15 protein-coding genes are annotated in these 17,604 nt (G+C 52.9%); 3 read left to right on the top strand and 12 right to left on the bottom strand.

All coding sequences use genetic code 11. The features are described 5' to 3' along the window. Window positions 1-3: 3 nt before the first annotated feature. The gene (pabB, locus tag DB48_RS16600; protein ID WP_041511314.1) at window positions 4-1,437 is read right to left on the bottom strand and encodes an aminodeoxychorismate synthase component I; all 1,434 of its coding nucleotides are present in this window, start codon (window positions 1,435-1,437) and stop codon (window positions 4-6) included. A gap of 127 nt (window positions 1,438-1,564) precedes the next feature. On the opposite strand from pabB, the gene DB48_RS16595 reads away from it, so the two are divergent. Both DB48_RS16595 and DB48_RS16590 read left to right on the top strand, forming a co-directional pair. Further along, a complete protein-coding gene (locus tag DB48_RS16595) occupies window positions 1,565-3,088 on the top strand; it encodes a fumarate hydratase (RefSeq protein WP_041511313.1) in 1,524 nt (507 codons plus the stop codon). A gap of 176 nt (window positions 3,089-3,264) precedes the next feature. Continuing rightward, window positions 3,265-5,313: a dipeptidyl-peptidase 5 gene (locus DB48_RS16590; protein ID WP_041511312.1), complete on the top strand. Its 2,049-nt coding sequence runs from the start codon at window positions 3,265-3,267 to the stop codon at window positions 5,311-5,313. Window positions 5,314-5,440: 127 nt separating this feature from the next. Here the strand turns inward: DB48_RS16590 and DB48_RS16585 are convergent, their stop codons facing one another. Both DB48_RS16585 and adhE read right to left on the bottom strand, forming a co-directional pair. Beyond that, the gene (locus tag DB48_RS16585; protein ID WP_041511311.1) at window positions 5,441-6,091 is read right to left on the bottom strand and encodes a 2OG-Fe(II) oxygenase; all 651 of its coding nucleotides are present in this window, start codon (window positions 6,089-6,091) and stop codon (window positions 5,441-5,443) included. A gap of 207 nt (window positions 6,092-6,298) precedes the next feature. Beyond that, window positions 6,299-8,917 carry a bifunctional acetaldehyde-CoA/alcohol dehydrogenase gene (gene adhE, locus DB48_RS16580; protein ID WP_041511310.1) on the bottom strand — a complete coding sequence of 873 codons (2,619 nt, stop codon included), beginning with the start codon at window positions 8,915-8,917 and terminating at the stop codon, window positions 6,299-6,301. A 320-nt stretch (window positions 8,918-9,237) separates the two neighbouring features. On the opposite strand from adhE, the gene DB48_RS16575 reads away from it, so the two are divergent. After that, entirely contained in the window at window positions 9,238-9,873 is a 636-nt protein-coding gene (locus DB48_RS16575) for a YchE family NAAT transporter (RefSeq protein ID WP_041511309.1), read from the top strand. 70 nt (window positions 9,874-9,943) lie between these two features. On the opposite strand, the gene DB48_RS16570 is transcribed toward DB48_RS16575, so the two are convergent. From DB48_RS16570 to DB48_RS16530, 9 genes are all read right to left on the bottom strand, one after another. Then, a complete protein-coding gene (locus DB48_RS16570) occupies window positions 9,944-11,269 on the bottom strand; it encodes an anti-phage deoxyguanosine triphosphatase (RefSeq protein ID WP_041511308.1) in 1,326 nt (441 codons plus the stop codon). A 28-nt stretch (window positions 11,270-11,297) separates the two neighbouring features. Next, window positions 11,298-11,885, bottom strand: coding sequence for a 5'-deoxynucleotidase (gene yfbR, locus DB48_RS16565; protein WP_041511307.1), 588 nt, complete (start codon window positions 11,883-11,885; stop codon window positions 11,298-11,300). Between the two features lie 296 nt (window positions 11,886-12,181). Further along, window positions 12,182-13,396 (bottom strand): pyridoxal phosphate-dependent aminotransferase, encoded by a 1,215-nt coding sequence (locus DB48_RS16560; protein ID WP_041511306.1) that lies wholly within the window; start codon window positions 13,394-13,396, stop codon window positions 12,182-12,184. A gap of 278 nt (window positions 13,397-13,674) precedes the next feature. Continuing rightward, window positions 13,675-14,235 (bottom strand): elongation factor P, encoded by a 561-nt coding sequence (gene efp, locus DB48_RS16555; protein ID WP_041511305.1) that lies wholly within the window; start codon window positions 14,233-14,235, stop codon window positions 13,675-13,677. A gap of 47 nt (window positions 14,236-14,282) precedes the next feature. Continuing rightward, window positions 14,283-15,452: an elongation factor P maturation arginine rhamnosyltransferase EarP gene (gene earP, locus DB48_RS16550; protein ID WP_041511304.1), complete on the bottom strand. Its 1,170-nt coding sequence runs from the start codon at window positions 15,450-15,452 to the stop codon at window positions 14,283-14,285. Between the two features lie 107 nt (window positions 15,453-15,559). Continuing rightward, the gene (fldA, locus tag DB48_RS16545) at window positions 15,560-16,087 is read right to left on the bottom strand and encodes a flavodoxin FldA (protein WP_011865715.1); all 528 of its coding nucleotides are present in this window, start codon (window positions 16,085-16,087) and stop codon (window positions 15,560-15,562) included. A 50-nt stretch (window positions 16,088-16,137) separates the two neighbouring features. Beyond that, entirely contained in the window at window positions 16,138-16,410 is a 273-nt protein-coding gene (gene ybfE, locus DB48_RS16540) for a LexA regulated protein (protein WP_041511303.1), read from the bottom strand. A gap of 11 nt (window positions 16,411-16,421) precedes the next feature. Beyond that, entirely contained in the window at window positions 16,422-16,643 is a 222-nt protein-coding gene (locus DB48_RS16535) for a DUF2788 domain-containing protein (protein ID WP_011865717.1), read from the bottom strand. 81 nt (window positions 16,644-16,724) lie between these two features. After that, the gene (locus DB48_RS16530) at window positions 16,725-17,483 is read right to left on the bottom strand and encodes an alpha/beta fold hydrolase (RefSeq protein WP_041511417.1); all 759 of its coding nucleotides are present in this window, start codon (window positions 17,481-17,483) and stop codon (window positions 16,725-16,727) included. Between the last annotated feature and the right edge of the window lie 121 nt (window positions 17,484-17,604).

The following is a 17,604-nucleotide window of genomic DNA, read 5'->3' as shown; positions in this document are numbered from 1 at the left end:
TTGTCAGTTGCTCAGTATGGGGAGGATCTTACTCACCTTATCATAACTTTCCTGATATTCGGCATCGACCCGAGAGTCCGCCACTATGCCGCCGCCCGCCCAGCAGTAGAGGCGAGGGGGCTCGGCCACCAAGGTTCGTATGGTGATGCTGGTGTCCATCTGCCTGTCTTGGCTGATATAGCCGATGGAGCCACAGTAGAGGCTGCGACGCGATGGTTCCAGCTCTTCGATGATCTCCATGGCGCGGATCTTAGGCGCGCCCGTGATAGAGCCACCGGGAAACGCTGCCCTGAGCAGATCGCAGGGGGTGTTGGGTGGTGCCAGTGTTGCGGTCACCGTGCTCACCAGATGGTGCACCGCTGGGAAACTCTCGATGGCAAACAGATGGGGCACGCGCACGCTGCCTGGGCTGGCCACCTTGCCGATATCGTTACGCAGCAGATCCACTATCATCAAGTTCTCGGCGCGATCTTTCTCTGAGGCGGCCAGCATAGCGGCCGCTGCTCTGTCGGCCTCGATATCGATCGCTCTAGCCATGGTGCCCTTGATGGGTTTGGTCTCTATGGCGTCGCCGTTTAACTTGATAAAGCGCTCTGGGGAGATGGAGAGAATGGCGTGTTGCTCCAGTCGGATAAAGGCAGAGAAGGGCGCCTTGTTGCTGGCCCTGAGCTTCAGATAGGCCTGCCACTCATCGCCGCGATATTCGGCCTCGAAGCGCTGGGTCAGGTTGATCTGGTAGCAGTCGCCGCTGTGCAGGTACTCCTGCACGCGATTAAACTTGTTTCTGTATTCGTCCTTAGTGATCTGCGCCTGCCAGTCACGGCTCAGTGAAAATACTGCTTTGTTAATTTCTTCGTCTTGCCCATGGGCGCCTAGTCGTGACTCGATGTCCGCCAGGCGCGATTTAAGTGCCGCCTCGCCGTGATAGTGCACCAGCGACCATGTCTGACTCTGGTAGCAAAATAGCAGCGCCCAGTCATAGAGGCCGACATTCATCTCGGGCAGGCCGATATCCTTAGCGGCGGTGGCGGGGAGCTTCTCGATGCGCCGACCCAGGTCGTAGCTAAAGGTGCCCAGGGCGCCGCCACTGAAGGGGAGCTCGCATCTATGCTGTACCGGGAAATAAGCCGCTATCGCCGCCTGTAATATCGAGAAGGGATCTGTTGTGCTGCTGGTCTCTTGGGGATAGTCAGTTGCTGGGGTTTGGTTATCCCCAGCAGGGCGCAGATGCCTTGTCTGGGTCACACCCTCTTGACTGGTGATGGTGGCTAAGGGATCGAAGCTGATGATGTCGTACTTTGCGTCACAATGATCGCTGCCGGCAGAGTCAAGCAGTATGGCCCAGGGTAGGTGAGCAAAGCAGCCAAATACCTCTGTGGTGGAGAGTTGCCAGTCTAACTTTTGTACCCTAACGCCTTGAGTCGACGAAAAATCCATCGATAACCCTTATCTAAAATGTGATGTTCCCCTAAAAGTCGCGAAAGAGTATCATATTGTGAACGGATTCAAAAAAAATACGCGACCCTGCAAAAGGGCGGTGAATAACCAAACTGTGAGTAAGGAAATGTCTGTGACTATAGAACAGCCCATCATCAAGCAAGCGGACCTCATCGAGAGTGTCGCCGACGCGCTACAATATATCTCTTATTACCACCCTAAAGATTTCGTTGACGCCATGGCCGAGGCCTATGAGCGTGAAGAGAGTGCGGCGGCTAAAGACGCTATCGCGCAGATCTTGATCAACTCGCGCATGTCTGCCGAAGGCAAGCGTCCGCTATGTCAGGACACGGGTATCGTGACCTGTTTCGTTAAGATCGGCATGGGCGTCAAGTGGGACAAGACAGACATGACGGTGCAGCAGATGGTGGATGAAGGGGTTAGACGCGCCTACACCAACCCGGATAACCCACTGCGCGCCTCTATCGTTGCCGATCCTGCCGGTGGCCGTAAGAACACCAAAGACAACACCCCGTCTGTGGTACACGTCGAGATGGTGTCGGGTAACCATGTCGAAGTCGCCATTGCCGCCAAGGGCGGTGGATCGGAAAACAAATCTAAGATGGTGATGTTAAACCCATCTGACGATATCGCCGAGTGGGTTGAGAAGACCCTGCCCACCATGGGCGCGGGCTGGTGTCCACCAGGCATGCTGGGTATAGGTATTGGCGGCACCGCCGAGAAGGCGGCCGTGATGGCCAAAGAAGCCCTGATGGATCCTGTCGATATCCACGAGCTGCAGGCCAAGGGCGCCGAAACCGCCGAAGAGAAGCTGCGTCTGGATATCTTCGAGCGTGCCAACAAGCTGGGTATTGGTGCCCAGGGCCTTGGCGGCCTGACGACAGTGCTGGATATCAAGATCAAGTCTGCACCGACCCATGCGGCCTCTAAGCCAGTGGTGATGATCCCTAACTGCGCCGCGACCCGCCACGTACACTTCCACCTCGATGGAACCGGCCCTGCCGAACTCGAGACACCTAAGCTGGAAGATTCGCCAGAGATCACCCGCGAAGCGGGCGAGGGCGTACGTCGTGTCGATCTTAACACTGTGACCCAAGCCGATATCGAACAGTGGAAGAGCGGTGATGTGCTGTTGTTAAACGGCAAGATGCTCACGGGTCGTGATGCGGCTCATAAGCGCATCCAAACCCTTATCGAGAGCGGTGAAGGCCTGCCTGAGGGCGTCGATTTCACCGGTAAGTTTATCTACTACGTTGGCCCGGTCGATCCTGTGGGCGATGAAGTGGTTGGCCCGGCAGGCCCGACTACGGCAACCCGTATGGATAAGTTCACCGACCTTATGCTGGATAAGACAGGTCTGATGGGCATGATAGGTAAGGCCGAGCGTGGCCCGGCCACCGTCGAGTCTATCAAGAAGCACAAGGCGGTTTACCTGATGGCCGTGGGCGGCGCCGCCTATCTGGTGTCTAAGGCAATCAAGAAGTCTCGCGTGGTGGCCTTCGAAGACTTAGGTATGGAAGCCATCTATGAGTTTGACGTGACCGATATGCCGGTTACCGTTGCCGTAGACAGCGAAGGGGTAAATGCTCACGAAACCGGTCCTGCGACCTGGCGCGTGAAGCTTGCCTAATAGCGCTTAACAGATAACGAATTGGGCGGGTTTTAGGTGAGTCAGGCGACTTGCTTAAACCCGCAATTTTGTTTAGTGTCTGTTGCGATATTTTGCACGACTTTTTGGCTTTAGGCGCCATTTCTTAGCATTAAGCATTGTCGCCTTGCCGTTCAACCATAAAGATGACAATAACAATGAAAAAAACTGCAATCATACTTGCCTTGGCGACTGCCGGTCTGGTTTCTGGCGTTCATGCCGCATCACCAGAGCCTTTCAAGGTACAACATCTCGTTAAAATGAATAAGCTGCATTCCAGTGCACTGTCGAATGACGGCACTAAAATCGTTTATGCAGTTAAAAAATTTGATGATAAAGGTGAGGCGCAATCTGACCTTTATCTTCAGTCTCTGGTCGGCGAAGGCCAGGTAAAGCGCCTGACCTCGGCCAAAGGTACAGAGCACAGCGTCGCCTTTAGCGCAGACGACAAGAAGATCTACTTCCTGGCGGCCCGCGATGGCAGCTCGCAGCTTTATGAGCTGGCGCTGGACGGCGGCGAAGCGGTGAAGATCTCTAACCTGCCGCTGGATGTAGAAGGCTTTAAGTTGTCACTGGATGGCAAACAAGTCGTGATGAACATGCGCGTCTATCCTGAGTGTGACACCTTGCAGTGCACCGCCGACAAGCGTGAGCAGGAAGCCGAGCGCAAGTCGACCGGCCGCGAATACAAGCAGCTGATGGTGCGTCACTGGGATACCTGGGGCGATCATAGCCGCAGCCACCTGTTTGTGGCCAAGCTTGACGGCAAGCTGATCGACAATGCCGTCGATGTCACTAAAGGGCTGGATACCGAAACGCCGCCACTGCCGTTTTCTGGCATGGAAGAGGTGACCTTTACCCCAGACGGCAAGTATGTGGTATACAGCGCCAAGGCGCCGAGCAAGTCACAGGCATGGGAAACCAACTATGACCTATGGCAGGTCTCTGTGCTGGGCGGTGAGGCGAAAAACCTGACCGAGAGCAACAAGGCCTGGGATGCCCAGCCTACTTTCTCTGCCGATGGTCGTTACCTGGCTTATCTGGCCATGAGCAAGCCTGGCTTCGAGGCGGATCGCTACCGCGTCATGTTGCGTGACACTGTGACGGGTCAAGAGAAAGAAGTGGCCCCACTGTGGGATCGCAGCCCAAGCTCACTGGCCTTCGGCGCCGACAACCGCACTCTGTATGTGACGGCGCAGGATCTGGGTCAGGTCAGCATCTTTGAGGTCAACACTCAGTTTGGTGACGTGAAGACGCTGCACAACGACGGCAGTAACAGCATTCTCGGCGTGACTGGCGATAAGATCGTCTTTAACCATAAGAGCCTGGTTGAGCCGGGCGATCTCTACACCATGTCGCTGGACGGTCAAAATGTAAATCGTCTGACCGAGGTGAACAAAGACAACCTGGCCAAGATTAAGTTTGGCGAGTTTGAGCAGTTCAGCTTCAAGGGCTGGAACAACGAAGAGGTCTACGGTTACTGGATCAAGCCTGCTAACTACAAGCAAGGCAAGAAGTATCCTGTTGCCTTCCTGGTACACGGTGGCCCACAAGGCTCTTTCGGTAACTCTTTCAGCAGCCGCTGGAATGCGCAGCTTTGGGCGGGCGCTGGCTACGGCGTGGTGATGATCGATTTCCACGGCTCTACCGGTTATGGTCAGGCCTTTACCGACTCTATCTCGAAAGACTGGGGCGGTAAGCCGCTTGAAGATCTACAGAAGGGTCTGGCAGCGGTGACCGCGCAGCAGAAGTGGCTCGATGGCGATCGCGCCTGTGCCCTGGGCGGGTCTTACGGCGGCTACATGATGAACTGGATCCAAGGCAACTGGAACGACGGCTTCAAGTGTCTGGTTAACCACGCGGGTCTGTTCGACATGCGCTCTATGTACTATGTGACCGAAGAGCTATGGTTCCCAGAGTATGAATTCGGTGGTACCTATCAGGACAACAAGGCGCTGTTCGAGAAGTTTAACCCGGTTAACTATGTCGATAACTGGCAGACGCCTATGCTGGTGATCCACGGTGAGAAAGACTTCCGTGTACCTTATGGTCAGGGACTCGCCGCGTTTAGCTTCATGCAGCGTAAGGGCATTCCGTCTGAACTGCTTATCTACCCAGATGAGAACCACTGGATCCTTAACCCGGATAACCTAGAGCAGTGGTACGCCAATGTGCTTGGTTGGATGGATCGCTGGACCAAGAAGTAATCTGAGTTAGTGACTCGTAAGATGTGGGTGATAATTTAGTCACCCGATCATAGAAATTAAAAAGCCAGAACTCAGTTCTGGCTTTTTTGTGGGCGGAACGCAAAGGTCCTTGTTCGTATTAAGCGGCTTAGTGCCCCGGCATACCGTCGTTGATACGATACCAGGAGGTGAGGCTGTATCTATCGTGATGGGACAGTGACACCTCATGGGGAAACAGCTCGCTTAAGAAGATCACCATGGTGCCGGATCTGGGCTCGACCGTCTGAAAGGGGGCCGTTTCGTCACCTTGGTACATCAGCAATTCACCGCCATGGCTGGGTTGCCAGTCGGGGTTGAGGTAGAGAATGCTGGTGAGCTTGCGGTTGGTTTGACCCCGAAAGGCGTCCAGGTGTCGCTTATAGAAGGCGCCTGGGGCGTAGTAGGCCAGCATGGCTTCTTGATCGAACAGGCCCAGATAGAGATAACGATTCACCGCCAGGCGCAGTTGCTCTGACCAGGTGAAATAGTCCTGGGTAAAGTCCATCGACTCGTTGAGCCAGCAGATCTTGTCGCGGCGTATGGTCTCGACAACCTGTTGGTCTTGGGCACGGCCGATTGCCGCGGCCTTAAAGTCTTCCTCGGCAAGCTCTGTGATCCCATCGAGTAGCTGCTGCAACATGCTAGGTGGGAAGACATTATGCAGCACCGCATAGCCATGGATGGCAAGCTGGTCGCATATGTCGGCAAACAGCATATCGTCGAGTGCAGGATCGGATGTTAATTCTAATTTTGCAGTCAATGGCTTAGGTTTTTATTGAGACGGTGAAGCCTTATAGTCCTAAGCGCTGAGCCTGGCTAACTAATAATTTTTGTGGTTAGGATAAAAAGCTTTTTGTTTTGTTTTTATCTAATAATAACAAATAGCTATATTTCTATTTGGACTAACTATGACATAAAAAAAGGTGCCACATGGGCACCTTTTAAGCTTAGCTAACGCCATCGCGCCTTAAACCGGATCTTGATACTTCTTACCGTAGAAGCTGGCGGTCAGAATCGCTTTGAGCTCGGCGATCAATGGGTATCTTGGGTTGGCACCGGTACACTGGTCGTCGAAGGCGTCTTCGGCCAACTCATCAAGCTTGGCGAAGAAGTCGGCTTCGTTGACGCCTGCTTCTTGGATCGAAGCCGGAATGCCAATCGTCTTCTTGAGTTCATCGATTTTTTCGAGCAACGCTTCCACTTTTTCTTCATCGCTAATGCCTTCGCCTGTCGCGCCTTTAAGTTTAAGATGTTCAGCTATCTTTGCGTAACGACAAAGGGCCTTGGGTCGATCGTATTGGCTGAAAGCGGCCTGCTTGGTCGGCAGATCGGTCGCGTTAAAGCGGATCACGTTACTGATAAGCAGCGCGTTTGCCAGGCCGTGGGCTAGGTGGAACTCTGCGCCTAGCTTGTGGGCCATGGAGTGACAGATACCCAAGAAGGCGTTGGCGAAGGCGATACCAGCAATGGTTGCGCCATTGTGGACCTTCTCACGGGCTACTGGAGCCTGAGCGCCCAGTGCGTAGGAGTCTGGTAGGTACTTAACTAACAGATCCAGCGCCTGCAGTGCCTGACCGTCGCTGTATTCGTTGGCCATCACGCTGACATAGGCTTCCAGCGCGTGGGTGATCGCATCGATACCACCGAAGGCGGTGAGCGACTTTGGCATGTCCATGACTAGGTTAGGGTCGACGATCGCCATGTTAGGTGTCAGCTCATAGTCGGCGATCGGGTATTTCATGCCGGTTTGCTCGTCGGTGACCACGGCAAATGGCGTGACCTCTGAACCTGTACCCGAGGTAGTCGGGATAGCGACCATCTTGGCCTTCTTGCCCAGTTTAGGGAACTTGTAGATACGCTTACGAATATCCATGAAGCGCAGCGCCAGGTCGGCAAAGTCGACATCAGGGTGTTCGTACATGACCCAGATGATCTTGGCCGCATCCATAGGTGAACCACCGCCCAGCGCGACGATCACATCGGGCTGGAAGCTCTTGGCCACGCTGGCGCCTTGATTAACGATGGCAAGGGTTGGGTCGGCCTCAACCTCATAGAAGACTTCGGTTTCTAGGCCCTGAGACTTCAATATCTTGATGGTCTCATCGCAGTAGCCGTTATTAAACAGATACTTGTCTGTCACGATCAGCGCGCGTTTCTTATCGCTTAACTCTTCGAGGGCGATAGGCAAGCTGCCGCGGCGGAAATAGATAGAGGAGGGGAGTTTATGCCACAACATATTTTCGGCTCGCTTGGCGACAGTTTTCTTGTTGATAAGGTGGCTAGGGCCAACGTTTTCTGAGATAGAGTTACCGCCCCATGAACCACAGCCCAGAGTAAGCGAAGGCGCTAACTTAAAGTTGTAGAGATCGCCGATGCCGCCCTGAGAAGCTGGGGTGTTGATCAGGATACGGGCCGTCTTCATGCGGTAGCCGAAGGTTTTCACTCGCTCTGTTTGCGTGTCTTGGTCGGTATACAGGCCAGAGGTGTGGCCAATGCCGCCCAGTGTGACTAAGGCTTCTGCCTTGTTGAGTGCGTCTTCGAAGTCGCTGGCACGGTACATGGCCAGCAGCGGAGAGAGCTTCTCATGGGCGAAGGCCTCGGCTTCGCTGACTTCGGTAGCCTGACCGATCAACACCTTAGTGGTGCTTGGTACCTTGATGTTGGCCATGGCCGCTATGGTCGCCGCACTCTGACCAACGATGTCGGCGTTGAGGGCGCCATTTTTCAGGATCACCTTCTGCATCGCCTTGGCTTCTTTGGCCGAGAGGATATAGCCGCCGTGGCTGGCGAAACGCTCTTTAACCGCGTCATAGACGGCATCGACCACGACGACGGCTTGTTCCGACGCGCACACTACGCCGTTATCGAAGGTCTTGGACATCAGGATAGAACTGACCGCGCGCTTGATGTCGGCGGTTTCGTCGATAACAATCGGGGTGTTACCGGCGCCGACACCGATCGCAGGCTTACCTGAAGAGTAGGCGGCCTTAACCATGCCAGGGCCACCGGTGGCCAGAATCAGGTTGATCTTCTCATGGGTCATCAGCTGATTAGACAGGGCAACGCTGGGTTCGTCGATCCAGCCAATAATATCTTTCGGCGCCCCGGCTTCAACCGCGGCTTCCAGTACCAGGCGGGCGGCCGTTGTAGTCGATACTTTGGCTCTTGGGTGCGGCGAGAAGATGATGCCGTTACGTGTCTTAAGGCTGATCAAGGCCTTGAAGATGGCAGTAGAAGTCGGGTTGGTGGTAGGCACAATACCGCAGATGAGGCCCACTGGCTCGGCGATAGTGATGGTGCCGAAGGTGGGATCTTCCTCTAGGATGCCGCAGGTCTTGTCATCCTTATACTTGTTGTAGATGTATTCGGAGGCGAAGTGGTTCTTGATCACCTTATCTTCCAGCACACCCATGCCGGTTTCGTTTGCCGCCATCTTGGCAAGCGAGATACGGGCATCGGCCGCGGCCAGGGCGGCGGCGCGGAAGATCTTGTCGACCTGCTCCTGACTAAAGTTGGCAAATTGTGCCTGGGCCTTGGCGACCCGTTCGACCAGTTGGTCGAGTTCCTGTTGGTTGCTAACAGTCATAATAAAATCCTTTGAAAAAAATTTAGCGAAAATCGGTTTTGGCTAAATTCTCTTGATGAAACAAAATTACACCCTTGGCGGGGTGATAACCGTGATCGACGCCGCAAAACCTCCTGTTAATGTAATAAAATGACATTGTGAGTACAATGTGAAGGTTCTCACTGGCATAATTCTAGTCGGGTAAAAATAGAATATTTAAGTCAAAGTTGTGAATTGTGATAGAAAATCTCGTTTTTCCAGGCGTGAGCAATACTGTACAGTATGCGTTTTTCAACCATACTGCTTTTTAACCGACTATAACGTCACTTGAGGAGATGACATTGGATTTAACACTCTATGTTAAATTTTTTCTTGGTTTGGTAGCCATAATCAACCCCATAGGTTTGCTGCCCGTGTTTGTGAGTCTGACCAGTCACCAGACGGAAGCGGAGCGTAACCATACGGGCAAGGTCGCTAACTTTGCGGTGGTCGTGATCCTCCTGGTCACCATCATTGCCGGCCAGCATATCCTCAACATGTTTAGTATCTCGCTGTCGGCGTTTAGAATTGCCGGTGGTACCCTGATCGCGATCATCGCCATGTCCATGCTACAAGGTAAGCTGGGCGAGGTGAAACGCAACCAGGAAGAAGACAGGGAGGCGTCAGGCATGGAGTCGGTTGCCGTAGTGCCCCTGGCTTTGCCACTGATGGCTGGCCCCGGCGCGATCAGTTCTGTCATAGTGTCGGCGGCTCAGCACAACACCTTCAGCGATCTTATCGGTATGTCGATCACTGTGGTGATATTCGGCCTCACCAGCTTTACCCTGTTCCGTATGGCGCCGGTGATCTTCAAGTTACTGGGCAAGACGGGCATTAACGTGATCACCCGTCTCATGGGGCTATTAATGCTCTCCATCGGTATCGAGGTGATGGCGGCCGGGTTTAAGGGCTTGTTCCCAAGTTTGATAGGCGGCTAATCGCTAGCAGATGTCACAGCTGATAAAAAACGCGCCCAGAGCGCGTTTTTTTATGCCAGGTTTGAACTCTCTACTGCAGATCGATAAGAGAGCCTGCGCGGGCGCTAAAGAGATGTTGATGCAGGCGGGCGGCAAATTCATCTGTCATCCCCGAGATATAGTCGGCGATCACCCGGTTGCAGTTACCCTCTAGCGCCGCCATCTGCTGCCAGCGTTCCTGGGTATTGAGCGGCAGTAGGCGCTCGGGATCCGAGGCGAAGGCCTCAAACAGCTCCATGACGATCTGTTGTCCCTTGTACTCCAGCATCTGGATCTCAGGCTTACGGATCACCCTTTTGTAAACAAACTGCTTGAGTACATGCAGCGCCTCGGCAAAGGGGGCCTCCAGGCGGGCATTGTATCTTAGCAGGGGCTCGTTAAATTGCGGGTTTTCATCGATAAGGATTGCGGTGACAAAGCCGTTCACTAAGGTGCCTATTGCATCCTTGCGCAGATGATTTTCCAGCGCAAACAACTTGTCGCCGATATTGGCAAACTCTTTCGCTATCCAGTTATCTTCACTCTGACTCAGCACACTGGCTACATCCTGTTGCCACATGGCCTGGGTGACTATGCCCATGACGATGGCATCTTCGAGATCATGGATCGCGTAGGCGGTATCGTCGGCCAGCTCCATGATGGAGCAGTCCAGGGATTTATGCCGTGTGCGCTTGTGTTGATCTATTGTCGCGGATTCGGCCGAGACGAATAAGGCTCTGTCGCTTTCTGACAGCGGCTTAAGTACCCAGTCGAGCACCACCTTGTCTTCGTCGAAGATCCCTTTAACCGGGCGCCATTGGCTGGGTTTGAGCTGGCGGTAGCTGTCGACTTCGGGCCTAGTTTGGGACTGATACAGCTCGGCGTGGCTCGCAGGATACTTGAGGATCCCCAACAATGTGCGCCGGGTGAGGTTCATGCCGAAATGCTCGGTATAGGGCTCTAGCGCCGTGAGGATCCTGAAGGTCTGGCCGTTGCCCTCGAATCCTCCGTCGCTGCGCATCATATAGTTAAGCGCCACCTCGCCGCCATGGCCGAAGGGAGGATGACCGATGTCGTGGGCCAGGCAGAGGGACTCTATCAGGCTCATGGAGTCGAGCAGGTGATGCAGGTCCGGGTATTTCTGTTTCAGCTGGGCGCAGATCCCTGTGCCTATCTGTGATACCTCTAGCGAGTGGGTGAGGCGGGTGCGGTAGAAATCGTTCATACCCACCCCCAGCACCTGGGTCTTGGCCTGCAGGCGCCTGAAGGCGGCCGAGTGGAGAATGCGGGCGCGATCGCGCTGATAGGGACTGCGGTGGTCGTTGCGCCTGAGCTTCTCTTCGCCCAAGCGTCTTTCATGCCAGATAGCCGATGTCATATGCTTTCCTCTTTGGCTGCCTTAGCCGCTATAGCAGGCGATTGATCTCATCGAGATTGAGCTCGAAGCTGGGTATAAAGGTGTCGATAAAATATTTTACCGCCGGATCCGGGTTCTTGCTCAAAGATTCGGTGAGGCGGCGCTTGGCGGTGTTGAATTCATGATTGCCGGCGGTCTGCTCCTCCAGGCATTTGAGGTAGGCGCAGAGGGTGTCTGCCGATTTGACCAGTTGTTTGTACTCTTCATCGGCCTGATCGCTTAGCAAGAGATCTTGGTAATCTTCCTGAAACTCCTCCGGCACCATCTCAAGTAGCCTGCGCTCGGCGATAGCCTCTATCTTCTTGTACTCGGCCTCGATCTCCTTATTGAAATACTTGACCGGGGTCGGTAGGTCACCGGTGAGGATCTCGCTGGCATCATGAAAAATGGCCAGGGTGGCGGCGCGCTCTGGGCTAAGCTGTCTGTTGAATTTTTTATTGGCAATAATGGCCAAGGCGTGGGCCACCATGGCGACCTGAAGCGAGTGTTCCTGCACATTTTCCGGGCGGACGTTATACATGAGTGGCCAGCGTTGGATCAACTTCATCCTGGCCAGGTGGGCGAACAAATGACTCATACTGCTTTCCCTGTTGAGCTAAGTTGGTTTAACAGTAACACAGGGCAAGTGAATAGAAACAGTGTCTTATACCAATCGTAATAAAAACCTGATCATTCTAGCTTGTTAAAACGCTTGATAACTGCGTTAGGATTTTTAATCCTGGAATTACTAACTCTGGAATAACTACTTACCTAAAAATCCTGCCTTGTTCTCAGGTGTTTTTCCTGCGCTATATCTGCTCACTGATTTATTGTGATTGGTATTAAATATAAAAAAGCGATCCTGAGATCGCTTTTCTGTTGGCTTGAATTAACTTACTGGCTGTAAGTTGACAGGAAGTCGCCAAATTCCACCAGCGCCTTATTCAGGTCCTCCTTGTGGGGCAGGAAGACGACCCTGAGGTGATCCGGCTCTGGCCAGTTAAAGGCGGTGCCTTGTACCAGGAGAATTTTCTTCTCTTTGAGTAGATCAAGCACCAGGCGCTCGTCGTCTCTCAGGTTAAACTTCTTGGCGTCCAGTTTCGGAAAGGCGTACAGGGCACCCTTAGGTTTCTTACAGCTCACCCCGGGGATCTGGTTGAGCAGTTCATAGCAGGTGTCACGCTGCACCGTAAGCCGGCCTTCGGGCGCCACCAATTCATTGATGCTTTGATAGCCGCCTAGCGCCGTCTGAATGGCGTGCTGATTGGGTACGTTTGAGCACAGGCGCATGGAGGCCAGCATGTCTAGGCCTTCGATATAACTCTTGGCGGCCTTAAGGTTACCCGAGAGCATCATCCAGCCGACACGAAAGCCCGCGGCGCGGTATGACTTGGAGAGACCGTTGAAGGTGACGGTGAGAATGTCGTCTGACAGGGTCGCCGCCGGAATATGCATGGCGCCATCGTAGAGGATCTTGTCGTAGATCTCATCGGCAAACAAGATGATGTCGTGCTGACGGCAAAGCTCGATGATCTCCAGCAGTAACTCGCGGGAGTAGACGGCGCCCGTTGGGTTGTTGGGGTTGATCAGCACTATGCCGCGGGTACGGCTGTTTATCTTGACTTTGATGTCATCGAGATCGGGAAACCAGTCGGACTCTTCGTCGCAGCGATAGTGCTGCGCCTTGCCACCGGAGAGGTGCACGGCAGCTGTCCACAGGGGATAATCGGGGGAGGGCACCAGCACCTCGTCGTCACTGTTAAGCAGGCCCTGCATCGCCATGACGATCAGTTCAGATACACCATTGCCTATGTAGATATCTTCGATATCGACGCCAAACAGCCCCAGGCTCTGGTAGTGCTGCACAATCGCCTTGCGCGCCGAGAACAGGCCCTTGGACTCGCTGTAGCCCTGTGCGCTGGGCAGGTTAAGGATCACGTCGCGTACTATCTCTTCCGGGGCCTCGAAACCAAAGGGGGCAGGGTTACCGATATTGAGCTTAAGGATGCGATGGCCTTCGTCTTCCAGGCGTCTGGCTTCCTTATGGACAGGCCCGCGGATGTCGTAACAGACGGTGTCGAGTTTATTGGACTTAATGATAGGGCGCATCGAAACCTCGTGATAGCCAGTAGAGAAAAAAGCTGCTTGTGTCAAAGCTCGTAAGTTATCGAACAATAACGAAAAAAAGTATTGTTTAAAAGGGGCTTTGCCGCAATTTGGTAATTATTTTCAGAGGAAAATGCTGAAAGGCTTATTTGTTAAAAATAAAAATAGTGATAAATGCTGGTGTGACGGCCTGCTGTAGACAGTTAAACTGGATTGGTTGGCTTTAGCTACAAAAAAGCCAGCGAAAAACGCTGGCTTTCATCATTGGGTAAACGGCTTGTTTAAGCGCGCTTCTTGAACTCGTGTGTGCGAGTATCGATCTCGATCATGTCGCCAGTTTTCACGAAGTCTGCAACGCTAAGGGTTGCGCCACCAGCGATAGTTGCTGGCTTCATTACCTTACCAGAGGTGTCGCCACGTGCTGAAGGCTCTGTGTAGGTCACTTCACGTACAACAGTTGTTGGTAGTTCAACAGAAATTGCCTTGCCTTCATAGAAGGTTACCTGGCACTGCTCTTCCATGCCGTCAACGATATAGGCAGCTGCGTCGCCCAGGTTGTCAGCTTCAACGTCATACTGGTTGTACTCTGCATCCATGAAGACATACATAGGATCGGCAAAGTAAGAATAAGTACAATCAAGACGGTCTAGAATGATATCTTCCATCTTGTCTTCACCCTTGAAGGTGGTTTCAGTCGATGAGTCTTGAAGTAGGTTCTTCAGCTTCATCTTAACGATAGCCGCGTTACGGCCAGAACGAGTTGTTTCAGTCTTTTGAACAACCCATGGGCTGCCATCTAACATGATCACGTTACCAGGACGGATTTCATGAGCAGTTTTCATTTCTCTATTTCCTATATTTTAGGGTGTTTCTATTTCAACGCAGTATCTTAGCTATTTTTAACGAATTGAACTAGTCGTGTTGCAAGATCTGCATCATTTATTGCTTCATCCGGCCATTTTTGCGCGTGTTGCGTCAGGGCCGCATGTGCGGTAATGACTTGTTGCCACAGGGGAAGCAGGGCTTCCTGGCTACCTTGGTTAAAGCCAATATTGAGTGCTTTCCAGGCGTCGGCAACTTCTGGCGCCAGATTATGACAATAAAGTGCCATAAAGGCTTCTAATTTTATCAGGTGATAGTCCTCTTCCTGAGGATAGATGTGCCAGATAAAGGGTTTGGCCGCCCATTGGGCGCGCAGGAAGGAGTCTTCACCGCGCACTATATTAACGTCACAGCTCCAAAGCAGCCTGTCGTACCCTTGCTGATCTGTCATCGGCAGAAGATGAATGGTTAGCTTGCCGTGGCAAAAACGCTGACCCGGCGCTAAGTCCTGTTGCGGGTCGATGAAGGTGGCAAGACTATTTAGGCTGCGGCCAATGGGAACCAGCAGATGTATCCGCTGTTTGCCTTGGCTCCAATGCTGGCAAAGTGCCTCTAGGCTCGCAGTTTCATAGCTAAACAGGCTGATCACAGTATCGTCGGCTGCAATGCCACTGAGGCCAAGCTGGGTAAAATAGTTAAGACGCTGCTGTGTCTCTTGCCAATGCTGCCTTGTCGCCAGCAGGTCCGATTCGCAGATGAGGCCGCCTGTCTTGTTGGTAAAGCCCGGGAAATAAAACTGCTTCTTCAGGCCGCTGCGCTGCAGGGAGGGCAGGCCGTGGCAGCCCTCGATCCAATCTTCTGCACTGAGATACTCAAGGTTTAGCCATACCGGCACCTTGTTACCGGCTTGATGTGCTTTGGTTATTTTGCCAAGCACCTCTGGCGGCAGTTCACAGGCGAAGGCCTCGATAAGCACCTCTCCGGGTAGATAGTCCTGGCTAAGGGGCAGATCCCAGTGCTTGATGCAGACGCCCTCGAAGGTCTGACTCGGGCATTTGGGATCCAGCGCTGGCAGGATATGTCCAAAGCTTGCCAGATCGTCGACCCAGAGATTGACCGCTAGCCCATATTCTTTTGCCAGCTGTTTGGCGAGGCGCCAGGTGACGCCGATATCGCCATAGTTATCGACGACGGCGCAGAAGATGTCCCAGTGAGGCGTGTGAGTATGACTGTGCATGGGGGAAGATTAGGTTGAACTGTCTCTGTGTGGGTGATTCAAGGTATCGGCTTCAGGGCTAAAAAAAGCGGCTGTTCGCCGCTTTTTATGCTGATGTGGCCGGGAGATTAGTCTTCCAGCTCTGCCAGGCACATCTCTTCGTAGATCTGTTTTACCCAGGCATCGACACGCTCTTCGGTCAGCTCTGGTTGACGATCTTCGTCGATACCCAGACCCACGAAGTGTTTATCATCGGCCATGCCTTTAGAAGCCTCGAAGTCATAGCCGTCGGTTGGCCAGTGACCGATTACCACTGCGCCGCGGGCTTCGACGATCTCGTTAACCATGCCCATGGCATCGAGGAAATACTCGGCGTAATCTTCCTGATCACCACAACCAAAGATAGCGACCAGCTTACCGTCGAAATCGATCTGTTCTAATTCAGGGAAGAAATCGTCCCAATCACATTGGGCTTCACCGTAATACCAGGTCGGGATACCGAATAGCAGCAGATCATATTCTGCAATCTGTTCTTTGGTACTCTTGGCGATATCCTTGACGTCGACCATCTTCTTGCCCAGTTTCTTCTGGATCATCTTGGCGACGGCTTCGGTATTACCTGTATCACTGCCGAAAAAAAGACCTACAGTTGCCATTGTCTTTCCTTTATCTAGTTCACTGACATTTGTTTCAACACCACTTAAGATCAGGGTCTTACCTGCTTAAGCAATATCGATTCGATTAATTGGCTGCGGCTGATGTTACTGGCCAAAGCCTTTTCATTCAAGGCGTCGTATAAATCTTGTGACACCTTTAACTCTATTCGTTTTAATCCTGCGGCTCTGTCGCGCTGGATCTGATTTCGCTTGTTGACCTTTAATTGTTGCTCCCGGGGAAGGGGATTGCTGCGAGGACGTCCTCGGCGCTTTTCCGTTGCAAACAGGTCTATCGTTGTTCTGTCTGAAGATTCTTTTGCCATCGAATGTTCATTTAACCTATGCCAGAGCTCTCCCAGGAGAGTTGGATCAAGCCCTTAGCTATAAACCCGGCACAGCCGAGAAATAATACTAACCAAACAATATAGCGGCCAAATTTAGGGACATTTCCCTGCTTGAGCACGTCATGTATTGCCATACCAATAAAGAAAAATATCGCTGCAAAGAACAGGTTTAAGCCGACCGCCTCTATCTGTTCCATGTACTGAGATAACATGCTGCGTTCCCTCAGGCTAAAAAAAGAGGCGCGAATATACCATAGTTAAGCGTTATCTGCTACACGCTTTACAGACAAGATTCAGTCATTTTGCGCGATAAACTCGGCGACGATGCGATTGAAAATCGCCGGTTTTTGTGCGTGTAACCAATGACCTGTACCTGCCAGTGACTTGGCCTGGATCTTTGGAAACTGAGACACAAAGGCTCCGTGATGGGCCGCCGTCACATAGTCTGAATCGGCGCCGCGGATGCACAGGCTCGGGCCCGAGTATTGCTTGTCTGCCAGCGGCCAGCCGATAAGATGCTCATAGCTGGACTTTAGCCCGGCAAGGTTCATCTTCCAGGCGAAACCCTGTTCATCTTTGGTGAGGTTTTTCAAAAGAAACATCGCCGTACCTTCGTCGATACCGGCACCGAGCAGTTGCTTCTGCGCATCTGCCCGGTTTTTCAGTGCGCTAAGGTCCAGGTTACCGAGACCGGCAAATACCTTCTGATGCCTTGGCTGATAGGCTACAGGGGCGATATCTGCAGCGACCAGGCTCTTGACGCGATCGCCATAGAGCAGCGCCGTGGCCATGGCGATCTTACCGCCCATGGAGTGGCCGACCAGGTGTGCCGAGTCCAGCTCGAGTTCATCCATGAGTTCAATGATCGCGTCTGCCAGCATGGCATAATCCATGTTGGGCCAGTGTGGGCTCAGGCCATGGTTAGGCACGTCGATACGGATCACCTGATGATCATCGAGTGCATTGCCTAGGGTCTTTAAGTTATCCAGGTTGCCAAATAGGCCGTGGATCAAAATCACCGGGCTACCTTGTCCCGATTGGGTGTAGTTCAAGCTGCGCATGGAAAGTTTAGGTTGAGAGAATTGGCCAAATTGTGCCTGTAAATCGGCTTAAAAGACAGCATTAACGGCCAGCCAAGCATTCTCTGGCGGGTTTTTGCGCACTTGAGAGCTA

It is taken from the genome of Shewanella sp. cp20, assembly GCF_000832025.1.
GTDB lineage: Bacteria > Pseudomonadota > Gammaproteobacteria > Enterobacterales > Shewanellaceae > Shewanella.
Note: the sequence above shows the minus strand (reverse complement) of the source record. Positions and strands in the feature narration are given on the sequence as shown.